The 17,731-nt window shown below is 71.8% G+C and carries 16 protein-coding genes and 1 pseudogene; 4 read left to right on the top strand and 13 right to left on the bottom strand.

The window, feature by feature from the left end:
- Window positions 1-113 precede the first annotated feature (113 nt).
- The 8 genes from ABZ406_RS20550 to ABZ406_RS20515 form a co-directional block, all read right to left on the bottom strand.
- A complete protein-coding gene (locus tag ABZ406_RS20550) occupies window positions 114-1,376 on the bottom strand; it encodes an MFS transporter (protein WP_357763897.1) in 1,263 nt (420 codons plus the stop codon).
- Window positions 1,377-1,513: 137 nt separating this feature from the next.
- Entirely contained in the window at window positions 1,514-2,389 is an 876-nt protein-coding gene (htpX, locus tag ABZ406_RS20545; RefSeq protein ID WP_357763894.1) for a zinc metalloprotease HtpX, read from the bottom strand.
- 115 nt (window positions 2,390-2,504) lie between these two features.
- The gene (locus ABZ406_RS20540; protein WP_357763891.1) at window positions 2,505-3,992 is read right to left on the bottom strand and encodes a proton-conducting transporter membrane subunit; all 1,488 of its coding nucleotides are present in this window, start codon (window positions 3,990-3,992) and stop codon (window positions 2,505-2,507) included.
- The gene (locus ABZ406_RS20535; RefSeq protein WP_357763889.1) at window positions 3,989-5,497 is read right to left on the bottom strand and encodes an NADH-quinone oxidoreductase subunit M; all 1,509 of its coding nucleotides are present in this window, start codon (window positions 5,495-5,497) and stop codon (window positions 3,989-3,991) included. Before ABZ406_RS20535 ends, ABZ406_RS20540 begins: the two co-directional genes overlap by 4 nt.
- A complete protein-coding gene (locus ABZ406_RS20530) occupies window positions 5,494-7,425 on the bottom strand; it encodes an NADH-quinone oxidoreductase subunit L (protein ID WP_357763886.1) in 1,932 nt (643 codons plus the stop codon). The genes ABZ406_RS20535 and ABZ406_RS20530 overlap by 4 nt, the downstream gene beginning before the upstream one ends.
- Complete coding sequence (gene nuoK / locus ABZ406_RS20525) at window positions 7,422-7,784, bottom strand: NADH-quinone oxidoreductase subunit NuoK (RefSeq protein WP_357763883.1); 363 nt, start codon at window positions 7,782-7,784, stop codon at window positions 7,422-7,424. Before nuoK ends, ABZ406_RS20530 begins: the two co-directional genes overlap by 4 nt.
- The gene (locus tag ABZ406_RS20520; RefSeq protein ID WP_357763880.1) at window positions 7,781-8,341 is read right to left on the bottom strand and encodes an NADH-quinone oxidoreductase subunit J; all 561 of its coding nucleotides are present in this window, start codon (window positions 8,339-8,341) and stop codon (window positions 7,781-7,783) included. The genes nuoK and ABZ406_RS20520 overlap by 4 nt, the downstream gene beginning before the upstream one ends.
- Before the next feature lie 25 nt (window positions 8,342-8,366).
- Complete coding sequence (locus ABZ406_RS20515) at window positions 8,367-8,963, bottom strand: NADH-quinone oxidoreductase subunit I (protein WP_357763877.1); 597 nt, start codon at window positions 8,961-8,963, stop codon at window positions 8,367-8,369.
- Window positions 8,964-9,065: 102 nt separating this feature from the next.
- Between ABZ406_RS20515 and ABZ406_RS20510 the strand changes: the two genes are divergently transcribed.
- Window positions 9,066-9,278: a hypothetical protein gene (locus ABZ406_RS20510; RefSeq protein ID WP_357763875.1), complete on the top strand. Its 213-nt coding sequence runs from the start codon at window positions 9,066-9,068 to the stop codon at window positions 9,276-9,278.
- 84 nt (window positions 9,279-9,362) lie between these two features.
- On the opposite strand, the gene ABZ406_RS20505 is transcribed toward ABZ406_RS20510, so the two are convergent.
- Window positions 9,363-9,791 carry an ester cyclase gene (locus tag ABZ406_RS20505; protein WP_357763873.1) on the bottom strand — a complete coding sequence of 143 codons (429 nt, stop codon included), beginning with the start codon at window positions 9,789-9,791 and terminating at the stop codon, window positions 9,363-9,365.
- An 85-nt stretch (window positions 9,792-9,876) separates the two neighbouring features.
- On the opposite strand from ABZ406_RS20505, the gene ABZ406_RS20500 reads away from it, so the two are divergent.
- Window positions 9,877-10,896 carry a glutathione S-transferase C-terminal domain-containing protein gene (locus ABZ406_RS20500; RefSeq protein ID WP_357763870.1) on the top strand — a complete coding sequence of 340 codons (1,020 nt, stop codon included), beginning with the start codon at window positions 9,877-9,879 and terminating at the stop codon, window positions 10,894-10,896.
- A gap of 343 nt (window positions 10,897-11,239) precedes the next feature.
- Here ABZ406_RS20500 and ABZ406_RS20495 read toward each other — a convergent pair whose 3' ends face one another.
- Both ABZ406_RS20495 and ABZ406_RS20490 read right to left on the bottom strand, forming a co-directional pair.
- The gene (locus tag ABZ406_RS20495) at window positions 11,240-12,202 is read right to left on the bottom strand and encodes a complex I subunit 1 family protein (RefSeq protein ID WP_357763867.1); all 963 of its coding nucleotides are present in this window, start codon (window positions 12,200-12,202) and stop codon (window positions 11,240-11,242) included.
- 605 nt (window positions 12,203-12,807) lie between these two features.
- Window positions 12,808-13,374: pseudogene (locus tag ABZ406_RS20490) on the bottom strand (NADH-quinone oxidoreductase subunit C); the annotation flags it as partial.
- A 106-nt stretch (window positions 13,375-13,480) separates the two neighbouring features.
- Between ABZ406_RS20490 and ABZ406_RS20485 the strand changes: the two are divergent.
- A complete protein-coding gene (locus ABZ406_RS20485; protein ID WP_357763864.1) occupies window positions 13,481-14,527 on the top strand; it encodes a glucose 1-dehydrogenase in 1,047 nt (348 codons plus the stop codon).
- A gap of 16 nt (window positions 14,528-14,543) precedes the next feature.
- On the opposite strand, the gene ABZ406_RS20480 is transcribed toward ABZ406_RS20485, so the two are convergent.
- Both ABZ406_RS20480 and ABZ406_RS20475 read right to left on the bottom strand, forming a co-directional pair.
- Window positions 14,544-15,860, bottom strand: a complete 1,317-nt coding sequence (locus ABZ406_RS20480) for a DUF2252 domain-containing protein (protein WP_357763861.1) — start codon at window positions 15,858-15,860, stop codon at window positions 14,544-14,546.
- A 95-nt stretch (window positions 15,861-15,955) separates the two neighbouring features.
- Window positions 15,956-16,537 (bottom strand): NADH-quinone oxidoreductase subunit B family protein, encoded by a 582-nt coding sequence (locus ABZ406_RS20475; protein ID WP_357763858.1) that lies wholly within the window; start codon window positions 16,535-16,537, stop codon window positions 15,956-15,958.
- A gap of 129 nt (window positions 16,538-16,666) precedes the next feature.
- On the opposite strand from ABZ406_RS20475, the gene ABZ406_RS20470 reads away from it, so the two are divergent.
- On the top strand, window positions 16,667-17,611 hold the full coding sequence (locus ABZ406_RS20470; RefSeq protein WP_357763856.1) for a hypothetical protein: 945 nt from the start codon (window positions 16,667-16,669) through the stop codon (window positions 17,609-17,611).
- The last annotated feature ends 120 nt before the right edge of the window (window positions 17,612-17,731 follow it).

The following is a 17,731-nucleotide window of genomic DNA, read 5'->3' as shown; positions in this document are numbered from 1 at the left end:
GGCGATTTGGCCCGCCCGCGAACGCAGCGCACCCGGCTGAGATCGACTCGGGTTCCTTGAAGTCGGAGCATCCGGGCGACCGGGACACCACGACATTCAGGAACCCGAGTCGATCAAGCGACGGTGACGGGGGGCTCGGTGCGTACCGCTGCGGTTTCGGCGCGGGCGATGGGCCCGGCGGGTAGGGCGGCGACCGCGGCACCGACGGCGACGGCTGCCCCGGCGAACAGGAACGCCCAGCGGACGCCGCCGGCGTGGTCCACGATCACGCCGGCCACCGAGCCGCCGGCGGCGCTCGACGCGACCGCGACGGTGACCACCCAGGTGTACGCCTCGTTCAGCATGCCGGTGGGGGCGATCCGGCCGACCAGGGTGTTTTCCAGGGTCAGCGCGGGCGCGATGGTGGCCCCGCCGGCGATCAGCGCGACTCCCAGTGCCAGTGGGGTGGGCATCACCGCGAAGACGGCGAAGGTGGCGGCCAGCGCGCCGAGCAGCAGGGCGAACTGGCGGGTCATGTTGGGTGCTGGCTTGCGGACGCCGAACCAGATCCCGCCGATGGCGCTGCCGATCCCCCAGACGGCGAGCAGCAGGCCGGCGAGGCTTTCCGGGTCGTTGGTGGCGTGGTCGCCCGCGAATGCCGGCACGATGACCCCGGCGGCGCCGAACGCGATGCCGAGGCCGGCCACGCAGATCAGCAGGGCGGGGAAGCCGGGGACGCGCAGCGGGCCGAGGCCGCGGGCGTGGTGTTCCCGCGGGTGCGGACGCCAGCCGCGCATGACCCGGCCGAGGGCCACGGCTGTCGTGCCGACGAGGGTGACGACTGCGGCACCGATCAGCGCGGCTGCGGCGTCGGCGACGAGGACGAAGCCGGCGACGAGCAGCGGACCGAGGACGAAGACGATTTCGAACAGCGTGGTCTCGGCGGCGAGGGCGGTGTTGCGGAGGGGGTACCGGCCGGAGGTGGGGCTGGTCAGGTCGTTCCAGGCGCCTCGGATGGCGGCGGTGAGTGGCGGATAGGTGGCGCCGGCGACGCCTGAGGCGAGGTAGATGACGGGGAGGGCGTCGTCGCCGGAGCGGCTGGCCAGCAGCAGCCCGATGAGCGCCAGCGGGTGGGCCACGGCGGTGAGGAGCAGGACGGGGCTGGGCCCGACCCGGTCGGCGATCCGTCCGGCGATCGGGCTGAGCGCGGCGCCGGCGAGCGCGTAGATACCGCCCGCGATGGCGGCCAGCGAGTAGCGCCCGGTCACCTGCTCGACCACCAGGAGCAGCGCCAGCGGGGTCATGCCGATGCCGAGCCGCCCGATGATGCCGGTGATCAGCAGCATGGGAGCGCCGGGGATCCGCCAGACACCCAGGTACTGACGCAGCGCGGTCACCGTGAACCTCCCGAACGTGTAATGAGCGTGAACCGTTATGACCCTAACGCCACTGCCCGGCCGGGAGGCAACGGAAATACAGCACTCCGCCCGCACCCGGGGCGACCGGGTACGGGCGGAGGCGGTGGATCAGTGGGTCAGCGCTGGAACTGCACCGGCCCGGAGTTGCGGGCCATCTGCTCCAGCCGGGCGACGCGGTCCTCCATCTTGGGGTGGGTGGAGAAGAGTGCCGCCATGCCGCCGCCCCGGAACGGGTTGGCGATCATGAGGTGGGCGGTGCTGGTGAGCTGGCCCTGAGCCGGCAACGGCCGACGTCGGGCCACCGCGTCGATCTTGCGCAGCGCACTGGCCAGGGCCAGCGGGTCGCGGCTCAGCTCGGCGCCGGAGGCGTCCGCCTGGAACTCGCGGCTCCGGCTGATCGCCAACTGGATCACAGTGGCCGCGATCGGGCCCAGGATCAGGGTGAGCAACAGCACGGCCGGGTTGGGCCGGTCCTCGTCGTCGCCGCCGCCGATCGGGATGAAGAACGCGAGGTTCGCCAGCAGGGTGATGATGCTGGCCAGGCCGGCCGCCACGCTGGAGATCAGGATGTCCCGGTTGTAGACGTGGGACAGCTCGTGCCCGATCACGCCACGCAACTCGCGGTAGTCGAGGATCTCGGTGATGCCCTGGGTCACGCAGACGGCCGCGTGCTGCGGGTTGCGACCCGTGGCGAACGCGTTGGGCTGCGCGGTCGGGCTCACGTACAACCGGGGCATCGGCTGCCGGGCGTCGGTGGCCAACTCCCTGACCATTCGGTACAGCTCGGGGAACTGTGCCTCGGTGACCGGTTGCGCCCCCATCGAGCGCAGTGCGAGCTTGTCGGAGTAAAAGTAGGTGACGCCGTTCATGACCAGAGACACGACGACGGCGATGACCAGGCCGCTGCTGCCGCCGAACCAGTAGCCCACCGCCAGGATCAGGGCGCTGAGCAGGCCGAGCAGCGCTGCGGTCTTCAGACGGTTGTGGTGCACGATGTCTCCTTCGGTGCACGGATCGCCGGGATCCGCTGACCGGTCCAACAACCCGGTACCCGTCAACCATCCTTCCCAACGCTGAGAGTTGACTGAGACCGCGCCGCAGGTCAGGTCACCGGCCGGCCAGGTCGAGCACCAACTGCGGGGCGACGCCGAGCACCACGGCGGCCACCGTCGCCACCCCCAGCACCACCGCCACCACACCCCCCAGGGGTACGGCCACAGCGCCGCCGCCATTCGCGGGAGCGAGGGGCGTCGGCGCCCAGAGCGCGGCGGTCACCCTCAGGTAGTAGGCAAGGCCGATCACGGCGTTCAGCGCCACCACGAGCGCCAGCCAGGCCGCGCCACCGTCCAGCAGCGCTCGGACCACTGTCACCTTCGCGAACAGGCCGGCCAACCCCGGCGGCAGGCCCGCCAGACCCAGGAGCGCCAGACCGAACGCCGCCGCCCGCCACGGGTGCCGCCGGGCCGCGCCGCGCAGGTCGTCGAGCGTGCCCCCGTCCGCTCCGGCCGGCCGCAGTGCCGTCACTCCGGCGAACGCGGCCAGCTCCAACACCACGAAGAAGACGGCGTACGCCACGGCGGCCGCGTACGCGGCGGACAGTGCCTCATCCGTGCGCCCGGCGGCCAGCGCCAACGCTCCCAGCGGAGCGAGGATGTACCCGGCCTGCGCGACCGACGACCAGGCGAGCAGCCGGACGGTCCGTTGCTGACGCAGCGCGACCAGGTTGCCGACGGTCATGGTGAGCACGGCGAGCAGGGCGAGCACCGGACCGGTCTGGTCGGCGGGTAGCGCCCGCTGCACCACGGCGAGCAGGGCCACCAGGCCGCCGAGCTTCGAGGCGGTGGACAGGTACGCGGCCACCGGCAGCGGCGCGCCGTCGTAGGTGGCCGGCGCCCAGGCGTGGAACGGCACCGCCGCCACCTTGAACGCCAACCCGACGAGCAGCACCGCCACCGCGGCGGTGGTCAGCGGCAGGTCCCGCAGTTCCGGCTGCTCGGCGAGCAACGCGCCGAGCCGGTCCAGGTGCAGCCCTCCGGTCACCGCGTACAGCAGCGCCGCGCCGAGCAGAGTCAACGTGGTCGCCACCACGCTGACCACGAAGAAGGTCAAGGCCGCCTCGGCGCTCGCGAGGCTCCCCCGGCGCAGGCCGACAAGCACGTACAGCGGCAGGGTCAACGTCTCCAGAGCGACGATCAACGTGATCAGGTCGCCGGCCGCGCCGAGCACCACGCCGCCGGTCATCGAGCAGGCCAGCAGGAAGGCGTACTCCCCGGCCGGTGCGCGTCCGGCCCGCAGCGCGGGCACCGACAGCCCGAGCACGCCCACTGTGAGCAGCGCTACCACCACACCGACCAGAGCAGCACGACCGCCGAAGATCCAGGAGCAGTCGGCGCCCACGCAGAACGTCCGCCGCTCCGCACCCGCCCCGACCAGCGCGGCGCCGACGGCGGTGCCGAGCGCCCCGAGCGCGGCCACCGCGATGGTGGCCCGAGGCCGGGCGACGATCAGATCGGTGACGAGCACGAGTACGGCAGTGCCGGCGGCCAGGTAGGCCGGCAGCAACGCGACGCTGTCCACGCTCTGCACGACGTTCATGGTTTGACCACCCCGATCAGGGCGTCGACGGGAGCCTCGGCGACGCCGAGGACCAGCGTCGGCGCCAGCCCGATGGCCAACGCGAGCAGCACCAGCGGCACCCAGGCGGTCAGCTCCGCCCCGGCCAGACCGGGGCCGACCTGCCCGACCGCAGGGCTCGGCCGGTTGTGGGTGACCTGACGCAGCAACCGCAGGAAGTACGCGGCGGTGAGCGCCCCACCGACAGCCGCCAACACCCCCAGCGTGGTCCAGAGCGGGCCGCCCACCTGCACGGCGGCGATCACCGCGAACGCCTCGCCCCAGAAGCCGGCCAACCCGGGCAGGCCCAGCGACGCGATCGCCGCGAACGCGAGCAGACCCGCCAGCCGGGGCGCGGTCTCCCGCAACCCGGACAGCTCGGCGAGGGTGCCCGTGCCGGTACGGTCCTTCACCGCCCCGGCCAGGAAGAACAGCAGACCGGTGATCACACCGTGCGCGACGTTGCCGATCAGCGCCGCCTGGATGCCGACGGTGGTCAGAGTGGCAACGCCCAGCAGGACGAAGCCCATGTGCCCCACGCTGGAGTAGGCGATCAGCCGCTTCACGTCGGTCTGGGCCAGGCAGACGAGCGCACCGATCAGGATCGCGGCGACCGCCAGCACGCCCAGCACCGGCGCCGCCCAACGGGCACCCTCCGGGGCCACCCCGACCGCCACCCGGATCAGGCCGTACGTGCCCATCTTGAGCAGCACACCGGCCAACACGACACTGCCCACGGTGGGAGCCTGGGTGTGCGCGTCGGGCAGCCACGAGTGCAGCGGCCACAGCGGGCTCTTCACCGCGAACGCCAACGCCAGCAGTGTGAACGCGGCCAACTGGGTGCCCCGGGACATCCCCGCGCCACCGGTGAGCGCCACCAGGTCGGCGGTGCCGGCGGCGGCGACCACCACGTACACGCCGACCAGCAGCAACACCGAGCCAAACAGCGTGTAGAGGGCGAACTTGCGGGCCGCCCGACGCCTGTCCGCCCCACCCCAGCCGGCGATGATCGCGTACATCGGCAGCAGGACGACCTCGAAGAAGAGGAAGAACAGCACCAGGTCCAGGGCGAGGAAGGTGCCCAGGATGCCCACCTCGACCACCAACAGCAACGCCACGAGCGCCCGGCCGGTGCCGCCGTCCGGCACCCGCCACACCGTGTACGCGCAGCAGAGCAACGTGAGCAGCGCGGTCAACACCACGAGCGGCCAGGAGATGCCGTCGACGCCAAGGTGGAAGCGCAGCTCCAGACCCGGCACCCACTGCAGATCCAGCTGGTGCCACGGGCGCACCGCCGGGGCGTCGGCCGACCAGGCGACCCAGCCTCGACGGCCGAACACCAGCGGCACCGCCGCCAGCAGGGTCAGCGCCGCCGCGACCGTGCCGACCAGCCGGGCCGCCCGGTCCCGGGGCGTCGCCACCACAGCGACCGCACCCAGCGCCGGCAGCGCCAGGACAGCGACAAGCAACCCCTGCCCAAACGTCATGAGTTAGCTCCAAGGAGGGCGGCGGCCAGGCCGATCAGCAGCGCACCGGCCAGTACGCCGGCGGCGGCCCGGGGCAACGCCGCGCGGTGCAGCGCGGCCAGCCCCGCGCCCAGGCCGGAAGCGGCTCGCCCGCTGCCCTCGACCGCGCCGTCCACCACCACCTCGTCACCGGTGCGCGCGGCGCGGGCCAGCGCGCGGACGGGACGTACCACAAGGGTGTGCTGGACGTCGTCGAGCCGGAACCCGCTGGCGAAGACCGGCCGCAGCGGACCCAGCGCGGCCGCCGGGTCGCCGGCCGGATCACGACGCCACCCGAGCGTGACGAGTGCCGCGCCGGCAAGCAGGAACGCGAGCGGCAACAGCACCCCCGGCCCCAGGTGGACCAGGCCGTCCTCGGAACCCGCCACCGGGACGGTGGGGAACCGCAGCCGGTCGGCGAACGCCCCGGCGAACCCGGCCAGACCGAGCAGCGCGGCCGGCACTGCCAGCAGCAGCACCGGCCAGCGCAGCACCGCCGGCGGGTCGTGCGGCTGGACCAGCGGCAGACGTGGAGCGCCGAAGAAGGCGCGCAGGAGCAGCCGACCGGCGTACCAGGCGGTGAGTGCCACACCGATCAACCCGGCGACCCAGACGATCCAGCCCACCCAGGACGGGGCCGCGCCGGTGCCCTCCAGAGCGGCCGACTCGGCGACCGCCAGTACGCCGTCCTTGCTCCAGAAGCCGGCCAACGGCGGCACCCCGGCCAGCGAGCCCAGGCCCACCACAGTGCACCAGAACGTCACGGGCATGCTGCGTCGCAGCCCGCCCATCTCCGACATCAGTGTGGTGCCCACGGCGTGGATCACCGCGCCGGCGGCGAGGAACAACAGCGCCTTGAAGGCGGCGTGGGTGAGCAGGTGGAACAGTGCCGCCGACGGTGAGCCGACCGCCAGCGCGCCGGTCAGGTAACCCAGTTGGGACACCGTCGACCAGGCCAGCACGCGTTTGATGTCGTCCTGGGCGGTGGCGGCGAGCGCGCCGAGCAGCAGCGTGATCGCGCCGAGCACACCCAGCACGGTCAGGGTGACAGGCGCGGCAGTGAACAGCGGGTAGAGCCGAGCCACCGCGTACACCCCGGCGGCGACCATCGTCGCGGCGTGGATCAGCGCGGAGATCGGCGTCGGGCCGGCCATCGCGTCCGGCAGCCAGGTGTGCAGCGGGAACTGCGCGCTCTTACCGGCCACACCGGCGAGCAGCAGCAGGCCGGCGGCGGTCAACGTGACGCCCGAATGGTCGTGGGCGAGCACGTCGGCTATCCGGAAGCTGCCCGTCGACACACCCAGCAGCGCGATGCCGAGCAGGAACCCGACGTCACCGACCCGGGTCACCAGGAACGCCTTCATGGCCGCGGCGGGGGCGCCGGCCAGTCGGCGGTCGTGGGCGATCAGGAGGTACGAGCAGAGACCCATCACCTCCCAGCCGACCAGCAGCATGATCAGATCACCGGCTACCACCACCAGCAGCATGGCACCGGTGAAGAGGCTGATCTGGGCGGCGTAGGGCGGGTAACGATGATCCACGTCGACGTCGTCGTGGGGACCGCGCCGCAGGTAACCGGTCGAGTAGACCTGCACGGCCAGGGCGACAGCGGTGACCGCCACCGCGACGAGCGCGGCGGCACCGTCCAGCCGGACGCCGAGGGTCACCACCAGCCCGCCGACGTCGACCCAGGTGGTCGACGTCTCCGTCGAGCCGTCGACGGTGAACAGCAGCGCCACGGCCAGCGCCAACGCCCCGGCCGCGCCGGTGACCCCGAGCGTCACGGCAACCGTGCGGGCCCGGTCGCCGCCGGGCACGCCGTCCCGCCGGGGGGCCGGTGGCAGCAGCAGCCCGAGCAGCCCGGCAACCAGCGGCACGGCGGGCAGCAGCGCCCCGAGCACCCCGCTCACCGGCCCGCCTCCGAATCCAGGACAGCCGGCTCGCGTCCGCCGACGGGAGCCGGCGACTCGGTGAGCGGCACGTCATCCACCGCCACAGTGGCCCGCAGCCGATAGAGCTGAAGGACGATCGCCAGCCCCACCCCGATCTCGGCGGCGGCGAGAACGATCACGAACAGCGCGAAGACCTGACCCGAGTGCGGGAGCACGGCCCGGGCGGTGGTGTCAGCGGTGACCAGGATCAAATTGACCGCGTTGAGCATCAACTCGACCGACATCAGCACCAGCACCGCGTTGCGGCGGCGCAGGACGCCGTACACGCCGAGGCCGAACAGCAGGGCGGCGGTGACGTACGGGATGACCGGCCTCACCGGTGCCCCCCGGGCTCGCTGTCGACCAGGTCGGCTGCCCGGCCGTCGCGTTGCGGGGCGGCTCGGCCGATGTCCGGGCGGGACAGCACGATCGCGCCCACCAGGGCGGACAGCAACAACACCGAGAGCACCTCGAACGGCAGCACCCAGGTTTGGAAGATCTGCTCACCCAGCCGCTCGGCGGTGCCCGCGGCGGGCAGTGTGACGGTGCTCCAGCGGTACGCGTCGACGAGCAGGGCGGTCAATCCCAGCCCCGCGCCACCACCGATCAGGGCGGCCGGCCAGCCGGGCCGGTCCAGGTCGTCGGAGACACCGATCGGAGCCCGGGTCAGCATCACCGCGAAGAGCAGCAGGACCACCACCGCGCCCACGTAGATCAACACCTGCACCCAGGCCACCAACTCGGCACTGAGCACCAGGAAGTCACCGGCCAACGCGCCCAGGCACACCACCAGGTAGAGCCCGGCCCGGACCAGGTGTTTCGTGGTCACCACCAGCACACCGGCACCTACCGCCACCGCGCCGAGAGCGAGCAGCAGCACATCCGCCCCGGTCACCGGGCCGCCCCACCGGCTCGGGCGGTCACGACGCCGGGTCCTGGTCGGCGTCGAGGCGTACCACCGGAGGAGCCGGACGTGCGGCTGCCGCCTTGCGGGCGGCGGACGTCTCCTCCTTCGCCGGCTCGCCGTTCGGGTCGTGTGCGGGCGGCGGCGGAACGGTCGCCATCCACTGACCGAGGTGGTCCTTGTCGTGCAGCAGGTCCTTGATGTCGTACTCGGCGTACTCGAACTCCGGCGACCAGTAGAGCGCGTCGAAGGGGCAGACCTCGATGCAGATGCCGCAGTACATGCACAGCGAAAAGTCGATGTCGAACTTGTCGAGCACGTTGCGCTGGCGGGGGCGGGCGGCGCCAGGCACCGCCACCTCCTCCTTGTGCGAGTCGATGTAGATGCACCAGTCCGGACACTCGCGGGCGCAGAGCATGCAGACAGTGCAGTTCTCCTCCGACAGCGCGATCACCCCACGCGAGCGGGGCGGCAGGTCGGGGGCCACGTCCGGGTACTGCTGGGTGGTCGACCGGCTGGTCATCGTCTTGAGGGTGACCGCCAGCCCCTTCACCAGGCCCGCGCCGGGAAGGCCGCGTTCGCCGGCGTCACCGCGCTCGCTGGGGTCGCTCATGTCGACCATCCTGCCCTGTGGCCACGGCGCGCGCGACCACCACCCACAGGTCGACGGCCGTACGGTGCTCGTGAGAGAACGACACGCCTGGAAGGACCCGCCATGACCGCCGCGCTGCAGAGCGTCTGCCCGCCCGAAGGCGGATGGACGACTGACGACCTGGATGCGCTGCCCGAGGATGGCCGCCGCCGGGAACTGCTCGATGGGGTGCTGCTGATGCCTCCCTCCCCCACCGGCAGCCACCAGACCATCACCGGGCTCCTGGGTGCTGCGCTCGACGAGGACTGCCCCGACGGCTACGACGTGACGCGGTGAACGAGGTCTACACCGAGACCGGGCGGTGGACGAAGTTCGTCGACACCGGCGAGCCCTTCCCGATCAACCTGCCGATCAGCCGCATCACGCCCCGGGTCCGCTGACGACGGCCGGCGGGAGCATCTCCACGCCGAGTTGTTGCAGCAACTGGAACAACTCGTTGCAGCTCCACACCTCGACGATCCGACCCGCCGCGTCGAAACGCAGGAACGTCGCCCCCGAATAGCTGACCACCTGACCCGTCGGCGGCACCGGCCCGAACTGCCCGACGTGAGTGCCGGCGGCCCGCCAGTGCACCGCCACCCGCTCGCCGGCCGCGACCACGTCGACGATCTTGTAGCGCAGGTCCGGGAAGGCCACCCGGCGCTCACGATGCCAGGCCAGCGTGGCCTCCGGCCCGGTGCCGCCCAGCCCCGGGCACTCCTCGGCAACCAGTTCGTACGCCGACTCCTCCTGGCGGGCATTCCACACATCCGCGATGAACCGCCGGGCCGCCCCCTCCACATCCATCATGCCGGCAGGGTATCCGGGGCCGCCGTGGAGCCGTAGATCCGTGAGGATGGGGTAGAGACACACTGACCCAGACCGGGAGGGTGACGTGGGCGAGGAAAAAGGCGGCACGTACGTCGAGCCGGGCGGGGAGTTCACCCGCGACCAGCGGTACATCGCCACCCGGATCACCAAGGACGGGCGTGACGGCTACCCGGTGGAGCCGGGCCGGTATCGGCTGGCCGTCAGCCGGGCCTGCCCCTGGGCCAACCGACTGATCATCGTACGGCGGCTGCTCGGTCTCGAGGACGCCATCTCGATGGCAGTCGCCGGCCCGACCCACGACGCGCGAAGCTGGACCTTCGACCTCGACCCGGACGGACGGGACCCGGTGCTCGGCATCGAGCGCATCCAGGAGGCGTACTTCAAGCGCTTCCCCGGCTACGAGCGCGGCATCACAGTGCCGGCGATCGTGGACGTGCCGACCGGGCAGGTGGTGACCAACGACTACGCGCAGATGAGCCTGGACCTCTCCACGCAGTGGGGCGCGTACCACCGCGAGGGCGCCCCGCAGCTCTACCCCGAACACCTTCGGGAGCAGATCGACGAGGTGAACGTCGTGGTGTTCCGAGACGTCAACAACGGCGTCTACCGGTGCGGATTCGCGGGCAGCCAGGGGGCGTACGACAAGGCGTACCACCAACTCTTCGACCGACTGGACTGGCTTACCGCACGGCTGACCGACCAGCGCTACCTCGTCGGCGACACCATCACCGAGGCCGACGTGCGGCTGTTCACCACGCTGGTCCGCTTCGACCCGGTCTATCACGGTCACTTCAAGTGCAACAGGCAGAAACTGAGCGAGATGCCGGTGCTGTGGGCGTACGCCCGGGACCTGTTCCACACCCCCGGGTTCGGCGACACCATCGACTTCGACCACATCAAGCGGCACTACTACGAGGTGCACCGCGACATCAACCCGACCGGGATTGTCCCGCTCGGCCCCGACCTGTCCAACTGGCTCACCCCACACGGCCGGGAAGCACTCGGCGGCCGCCCCTTCGGCAACGGCACCCCACCCCCACCGCCAGCCGAACCCGTAAACCCAAACCACACCCCGCTGACCTGACAACACCGCCCGCCAGCATCAGCGCCGGCCGTCACGCACCAGCCCGCCCAGCCCAGCCGCAGCCCCCACTCCTGCGCCGATCTTGCACTTTCGGATGGCGATTCGAGTGCTACATCCCTTATGCCGGCACAGCAAGTGCAAGATCGCGGGTTACGGGGCCTTGAGCCCGTCGATCATGGAGTTGTGGTGCCCGGATTCAAGCTCTTTGGGCTATATGTCCCCCACCACAACTCCATGATCGACGCAGGGCAGGGCGGGGCGGGGCGAGGCGAGGCCGGGCAGGCAGGGGGCCGGGCAGGCAGGGGGCCGGGCAGGCAGGGCAAGGGCGGTCGGCGGCGGGGCTTTACAGCGCCAGGCGGACGGCTGCGGTCAGGACCAGCTGGGCCAGGGAGGCGGGGACCAGTACCAGCCAGCAGAGGCGTTGCAGTTGGTCCTCGCGCAGCCGGGGGTAGGACACCCGGAGCCAGATGATCACGAAGGACACCGCGAAGATCTTGAGCAGCGTCCAGAGCCAGCCCAGCTGGTCGTCGGCGAACGGGCCCTGCCAGCCGCCCAGGAACAGCACAGTGGTCAGGGCGGCGATCACCACGATGCCGACGTACTCGGCGAGCAGGAAGAACGCGAACCGCAGACCGGTGTATTCGGTCATGTAGCCGAAGACCAGCTCCGAGTCGGCCACCGGCATGTCGAACGGAGGTCGACGAATCTCGGCCAGCCCGGCGACGAAGAAGATGATCATTGCGGGCGCCTGCCAGAGGAGCCACCACGGCTGCCATGCCTCGACGATGCCGGAGAGGCTGAGGGTGCCCGCCGCCATCGCCACCGACGCGGCGGCCAGCACCAGCGGCAGCTCGTATCCGAGCAACTGGGCCGCCCCTCGCAACCCGCCCAGCAGGCTGTACTTGTTGGCCGAGGCCCACGCCGACATCAGCACCGCCACCACCCCGACGCCGACCACTGCCAGCACGAAGAAGAGGCCGATGTCCAACGGTTGCCCGACCAGGTCGTTCGGACCGAGCGGGATGACCAGCAACACCAGCAGGTATGGCACCAGAGCCACCACGGGGGCCAGCCGGAACACCGCCCGGTCCGCCTCGCGCGGCGTGATGTCCTCCTTCTGCACGAACTTGACCCCATCGGCCACGAGTTGCGCCCAGCCGTGGAAGCCACCTGCGTACATCGGGCCGAGCCGGCCCTGCATGTGCGCCATCACCTTGTGCTCGGCCTGGCCGACGAGCAGCGGCAGGGTGAGGAACGCGACGACCACGCCGCCGATCCGGAGCACCAACTCCACCCAGAGCGGCATCAGGCCGTACCCCCGTCGTGGTCGCTCCGCCCACGGCCTGGCGGGTCCGCGATCGGCTCGCCGCCCGACGCGGCCGGGCCCTCGCCCGGCGTGCCCGGCATGCCGGCGTCGCGCGCGGACTGGTCGGCCTGGCCACCATCGCCCGCGGATCCACCGGCAGGGCCAACGCCAGGCACGGACTCACCGGCCCGGCCAACACCGGGCGCGGACTCGGCCGGACCGGCACCAGGCGCGGAATCTGCCGGGCCCACACCGGACGTGCGCTGGTCGGCCGGGCCAACGCCAGGCACAGACTCACCCGCCGGGCCAGCGCCGGGCGCGGACTCGGCGGCCGGGCCAACGCCAGGCACAGACTCACCCGCCGGGCCAGCGCCGGGCGCGGACTCGGCGGCCGGGCCGACGCCGGGCGCGGACTCGACCGGGCCGACGCCGGGCGCGGGCTGGTCGGCGGGGATCGGGCCGTCGACGGTGCCGGCAGGCCGGGGTGTACGCGCCGGACGGGTACCTGGGGCGGGCCGCGCCGGACGCTCCCGGGCTGGTCTGGCCGGGGTGCCGCCGCGCGGGCCCTCCCCCACCCCACCGGCGCCGGCCGGGGTGGGCGTGGTGCCCCACTCGCCTGGGGCGGGAACGCCAGGCGGGCGGATGGGTCGACGGCCGCCGCCGGCCTCGGACTCGCCCGGCTCCTTCGCGCCCGGCCACGGCTTGGCCACCCGGGAGGCGAGCACGAACTCCTTGCGCAGCGGGTGGCCCTCGAATTCCGGGGGCAGCAGCAGTGGCAGCAGTTCCCCGTGCCCGGCGAAGTCGATGCCGAACATCTCGTGCGTTTCCCGCTCGTGCCAGGCGGCCCCGGGGTAGACGTCGATGATCGAGGCGACAGTCGGCGTGCCGCGGGATAGCCGGGTACGTAGCAGCAGGCCGTGGCGCAGCCGCGTCGACCAGAGGTGGGCAACGACGTCGAAGCCCTCGGCCAGTTCGTCGACGGCGGACAGCCAGTCGAAGTAGTCGCAGGCCAGCTCGGTGTCGTCGCGGGCGGCGGTGATCGCGGTCAGCCAACTCGCCGACGGCACGTCGACTGTGGCCCGGGCGAACCGTTGCCCGCCGGAGACCGACGGGGTCGCCTCGACCGGCGCGAGCAGCGCGACCAGTCGAGCGCCGACCTCTTCGGGAGTCATGCCGCTGATCCTAGTGCCGCCCGGGTCCACGCCTGGCCGCCGTCGAGGCCCGGCGATCTGCCGGCTTTGGTCGCGGCGCACGCTCCGGCGGGGAAAGATGGGGGGCGTGCGCGCTGTGACGGTGAGACCTGGGGTCGCCAACTCGCTGAGCCTTGTCGAGGATCAGCCGGAGCCGGCTGCCGAGGAGGGTTCTGTCCTGGTCGAGGCGTTGGCGGTGGGGATCTGCGGCACCGACCACGAGATCATCGCCGGGGAGTACGGCGAGGCGCCGCCGGGTGCCGACCGCCTGGTCATCGGGCACGAGTCACTGGGCCGGGTGATCGAGGATTCGAGCGGCACCCTGCAACCCGGTGACCTGGTGGCGGGGATCGTGAGGTATCCCGATCCGGTGCCCTGCGTGAACTGCGCGGTGGGCGAGTGGGACATGTGCCGCAATGGTCGGTACACCGAGCACGGCATCAAGGCACTGGCCGGGTTCGCCCGGGATCGCTGGCGGGTCGAGCCGCAGTTCGCTGTGGCTCTCGATCCGGCGCTGGCCCAGGTCGGCGTGTTGCTGGAGCCGACGAGCGTGGTGGCGAAGGCGTGGGACCACATCGAGCGGATCGGGCATCGGGCGGAGTGGCAGCCGCAGACCGTCCTGGTGACCGGGGCGGGGCCGATCGGGCTGCTGGCCGCGTTGCTGGGCACTCAGCGCGGGCTGTCCGTGCACGTGTTGGATCGGGCGACCGACGGGCCGAAGCCGGAGTTGGTTGCGGGGCTGGGCGCCACGTACCACACGGTGCCGGTCAACGACCTGCCCTTCGAGCCGGACGTGGTGATCGAGTGCACCGGCGCTCCGACAGTGGTCCTCGACGTCATGTGCAAGGCGGCCCCGACCGGGATCGTCTGCCTGGCGGGGGTGTCCAGCGGTGGCCGGATCATCGACTTCGACGCCGGTGCTCTCAACCGGACGTTGGTGCTGGAGAACAACGTGGTGTTCGGCTCGGTGAACGCCAACCGGCGGCACTGGAACATGGCCGCGCAGGCGCTCGCCCGCGCCGACCAGGTCTGGCTGGAGTCGCTGATCACCAGGCGGGTGCCGGTGAACCGGTACGCCGACGCGTACACCCCGGGGCGGGACGACATCAAGGTGGTGCTGGAGTTCGCGTCCTGAGCGACGCCGCCCGCGATCAGATGCCCGGCAGCCGACCGTTGCGGAACAGGTCGACGAAGAGCTGATGGTCCTGCCGGGCGCGCACCCCGTACGAGTGGGCGAAGTCCACCAGGTGGGTGACGAAGCCCGGCTCGTCGGAGTCCACCGCCGCGACGATCGCCTCTTCGGTGGAGTAGTCCACCAGGTCGTGACTGGATTCGTCGTCGGCCACCGAGTGCATCCGGGCCACCGCCCGGCCGAGGTCGACGAGGACACCGGTCAGCTCGTCCGGCTCGTTGACGTCCGACCAGTCCAGGTCGGCGGCGTACGGGGAGACCTCGGCGACGAGTTGCCCGGCCCCGTTCAGCTCGGTGTAGCCCAGCCACGGGTCGGCGTGGGCCTGCAACGCCCGCTGCGACTCGGCGGTCCGGTGCCCCTGGTGCTGGAAGTAGCCCCGGACCGACTCGTCGGTGACGTACCGCGCCACGGCCGGCACCTGCGCCTGCTTCATGTAGATGACGACGTCGTTCTCGAGTGCCTGGGTGTTTCCCTCCAGGAGCAGGTTGTACGACGGCAGCCCGGCCGAGCCGATGCCCACTCCCTTGCGCAGCACCACGTCCTTGATCCGCGCGGCGACCGGGCGCAGTTGCGTCGAGGCGGTGGGCAGGGTGCCCAGGTAGTCCTGGAAGGCGGCGCTGACGAGGTCCCGGGTGGGGTCGTCGATCTCGAAGACCCCGTCGCCGATGGAGAAGCGCCGTTCGTAGTTGTCGATTGTGGTCTGCGCGGCCAGCAGGTCGACGCGGGTGTTGAGCCGGGCCCGTTGGAGCACCCGGCGCAGCACCCCGTCGGCGTTGTCCAGGGTGATCGAACCGATGGCGTCGTCACCGCCGGCGGCGATGGCCCGCAGCTCGGTCAGGTACGACCGGGCGAACCCGGCCACCAGGTCCCCGATCGCGGTGTCGGAGAGCGCCTTGCCGTAGCCGAGCAGCGCCACGCTCGCCGCGAGCCGGCGAAGGTCCCAGGTGAACGGCCCGACGTACGCCTCGTCGAAGTCGTTGACGTTGAACACGAGTTGCCCGGAGGCGTTCATGTAGGTGCCGAAGTTCTCCGCGTGCAGGTCGCCGTGGATCCACACCCGGCTGGTCCGTTCGTCGGCGAACCGGTCGTCGGCGAATTCTCCGCGCTGGTCGGCGTAGAACAGCGCGGCGCTGCCCCGGTAGAAGGCGAACGGCGATGCCGCCATCTTGCGGAACTTGCGGCGGAAGGCGGCCGGGTCGATCGCCATCGACGCGCCGAACTCCTCGGTGAGCACGTCGACGATGTGGGTGGACCGCTGGTCCACTGAGCTGCTCATAGTCCGCAGGCTAGTGCGGCCGGTCCAGGACGGGGTGGCGAACCGACCATCCATCGATCATGCTGCGTGGAAAGCCCGGCGCGACGTGCGTGACCTCAGGTCGCGGCGGGTGGGCGTACCGGCGGGGCGGTGAGCGAGTCGACAGTACGGGGAGCGGCGGCCTCGCGGGGCGGGGCGTCCAGCGGGGCGGCAAGCACGTCCCGTTGTGGCACACCGCCGATGCCGGACTGCTCGGCGGCGATCTTCTCCTGGAGGCGGAGGATGCCGTGCAACAGGGCCTCCGGCCGGGGCGGGCAGCCGGGCACGTACACGTCGACCGGGATGATCTGGTCGACGCCCTTGGTCACCGAGTACGAGTCCCAGTAGGGGCCGCCGCAGTTGGAGCAGGCGCCGAACGAGATGACGTACTTCGGCTCGGGCATCTGGTCGTAGAGCCGCTTGATCGCCGGGGCCATCTTGTCGGTCACCGTGCCGGAGACCACCATCAGGTCGGCCTGCCGGGGGCCGTGGGCGAACGGGATCACGCCGAGCCGGATGAAGTCGTGCCGACCCATGCTGGTGGCGATGAACTCGATGGCGCAGCAGGCCAGGCCGAAGTTGAACACCCAGAGCGAGTAGCGGCGCCCCCAGTTCAGCACGAACCGGATCGGCTCACCGAGCACTGCCGGCAGCTGCACGACGACCCCCTCCTGTCCCCCTCCCGACAGTCAACCACAGCGTCCGGCTGCAACCCCGAGGCCCGTTCGGGACTTCTAACGGGGTATGGCGCGCCGAGCACGGCCGCCGACAACGGGGAGGGAACGTCCATGAACACTCGTACCACGCTCCGCGCAGGTGTGCTGGTGGGCTCGGCGCTGGCGCTGCTGGCCACGCTGCCGGGCACCGCCGCGTTGGCGTCGACCGGCGCGCCGGCCGCCATCTCGGCGGGCCGGCTGGTCCTGGAGCCGACCGGGAACGGCTACCGGGGCACCCTGCCGGTGACGATCACCAACCGCAGCCGGGCCGCCGACTACTACAGCATCCTGGTCACCGAACCGGTCGCCGGTTCCTTCGACGGGTTGGCGCCCGGCGGCCCCTGCTTCCAGGCCGACCCGGTGGAGAACCGGCGGGTCTTCGAGTGCTCGGTGGGCGGGCCGGATCTCGAGCCGGGCGAGCGACGCAGCGTCGACATCTTCTTCGAGGTGCTGACCGCACCCCGCCGGTACGCGATGACGGCGGCGGATGGGCGGGTCGAGGTCGTGCCCGGGCGCACCCAGCAGGTCGCGGCCGGCCGGGACGTCACCACACTGTTCCGGGCCACGAACGGTTCGCTGCGCCACCCGCGGCCGTACGTCCAGGACACCTCGCCGAACGCGTCGCTGACGGCCGGAGCTGACGCGCTCACCCTGACCCGGCAGGCCGACGGGACGTACGCGGGCCGGCTGCCGGTGACAGTTCGCTACGCGGGCGACGCTCCGCACGACCACCTGGCGGTGCAGGCGACGCTGCCCGCCGGGGTGGAGATCGCCGGCACCGACCCGCAGGATTCGCCGAGCTTCGGCGGGTTCTTCGAGGTCCCCGGTGGGCGGATGGCCGAAGGAGAGGAGCGCACCTTCGCGGTGCTGTTCCGCACGTCGGCGGACACCGTCGCCGGTGAGCTGGGGGCCGTCGACTTCGTCCTGAGCACCAGCTACGGCGACGGCGCGGTGGCTGACGCCACGCCGGCCGACAACAACGCCCGGGTGACGCTGAACGCCTCCGACGGCAGCTGACCGGACCGTGCGTCGCCGGCCGGTACGGGGGTCCGGCCGGCCGTTCGCTACGCGGGCGACGCTCCGCACGACCACCTGGCGGTGCAGGCGACGCTGCCCGCCGGGGTGGAGATCGCCGGC

This window comes from Micromonospora sp. NPDC005710 (assembly GCF_040630995.1).
In the GTDB taxonomy this organism is placed as follows: Bacteria; Actinomycetota; Actinomycetes; order Mycobacteriales; family Micromonosporaceae; genus Micromonospora.
The sequence above is the reverse complement of the archived record's forward strand: the minus strand, read 5'-3'. Positions and strand labels throughout refer to the sequence as shown.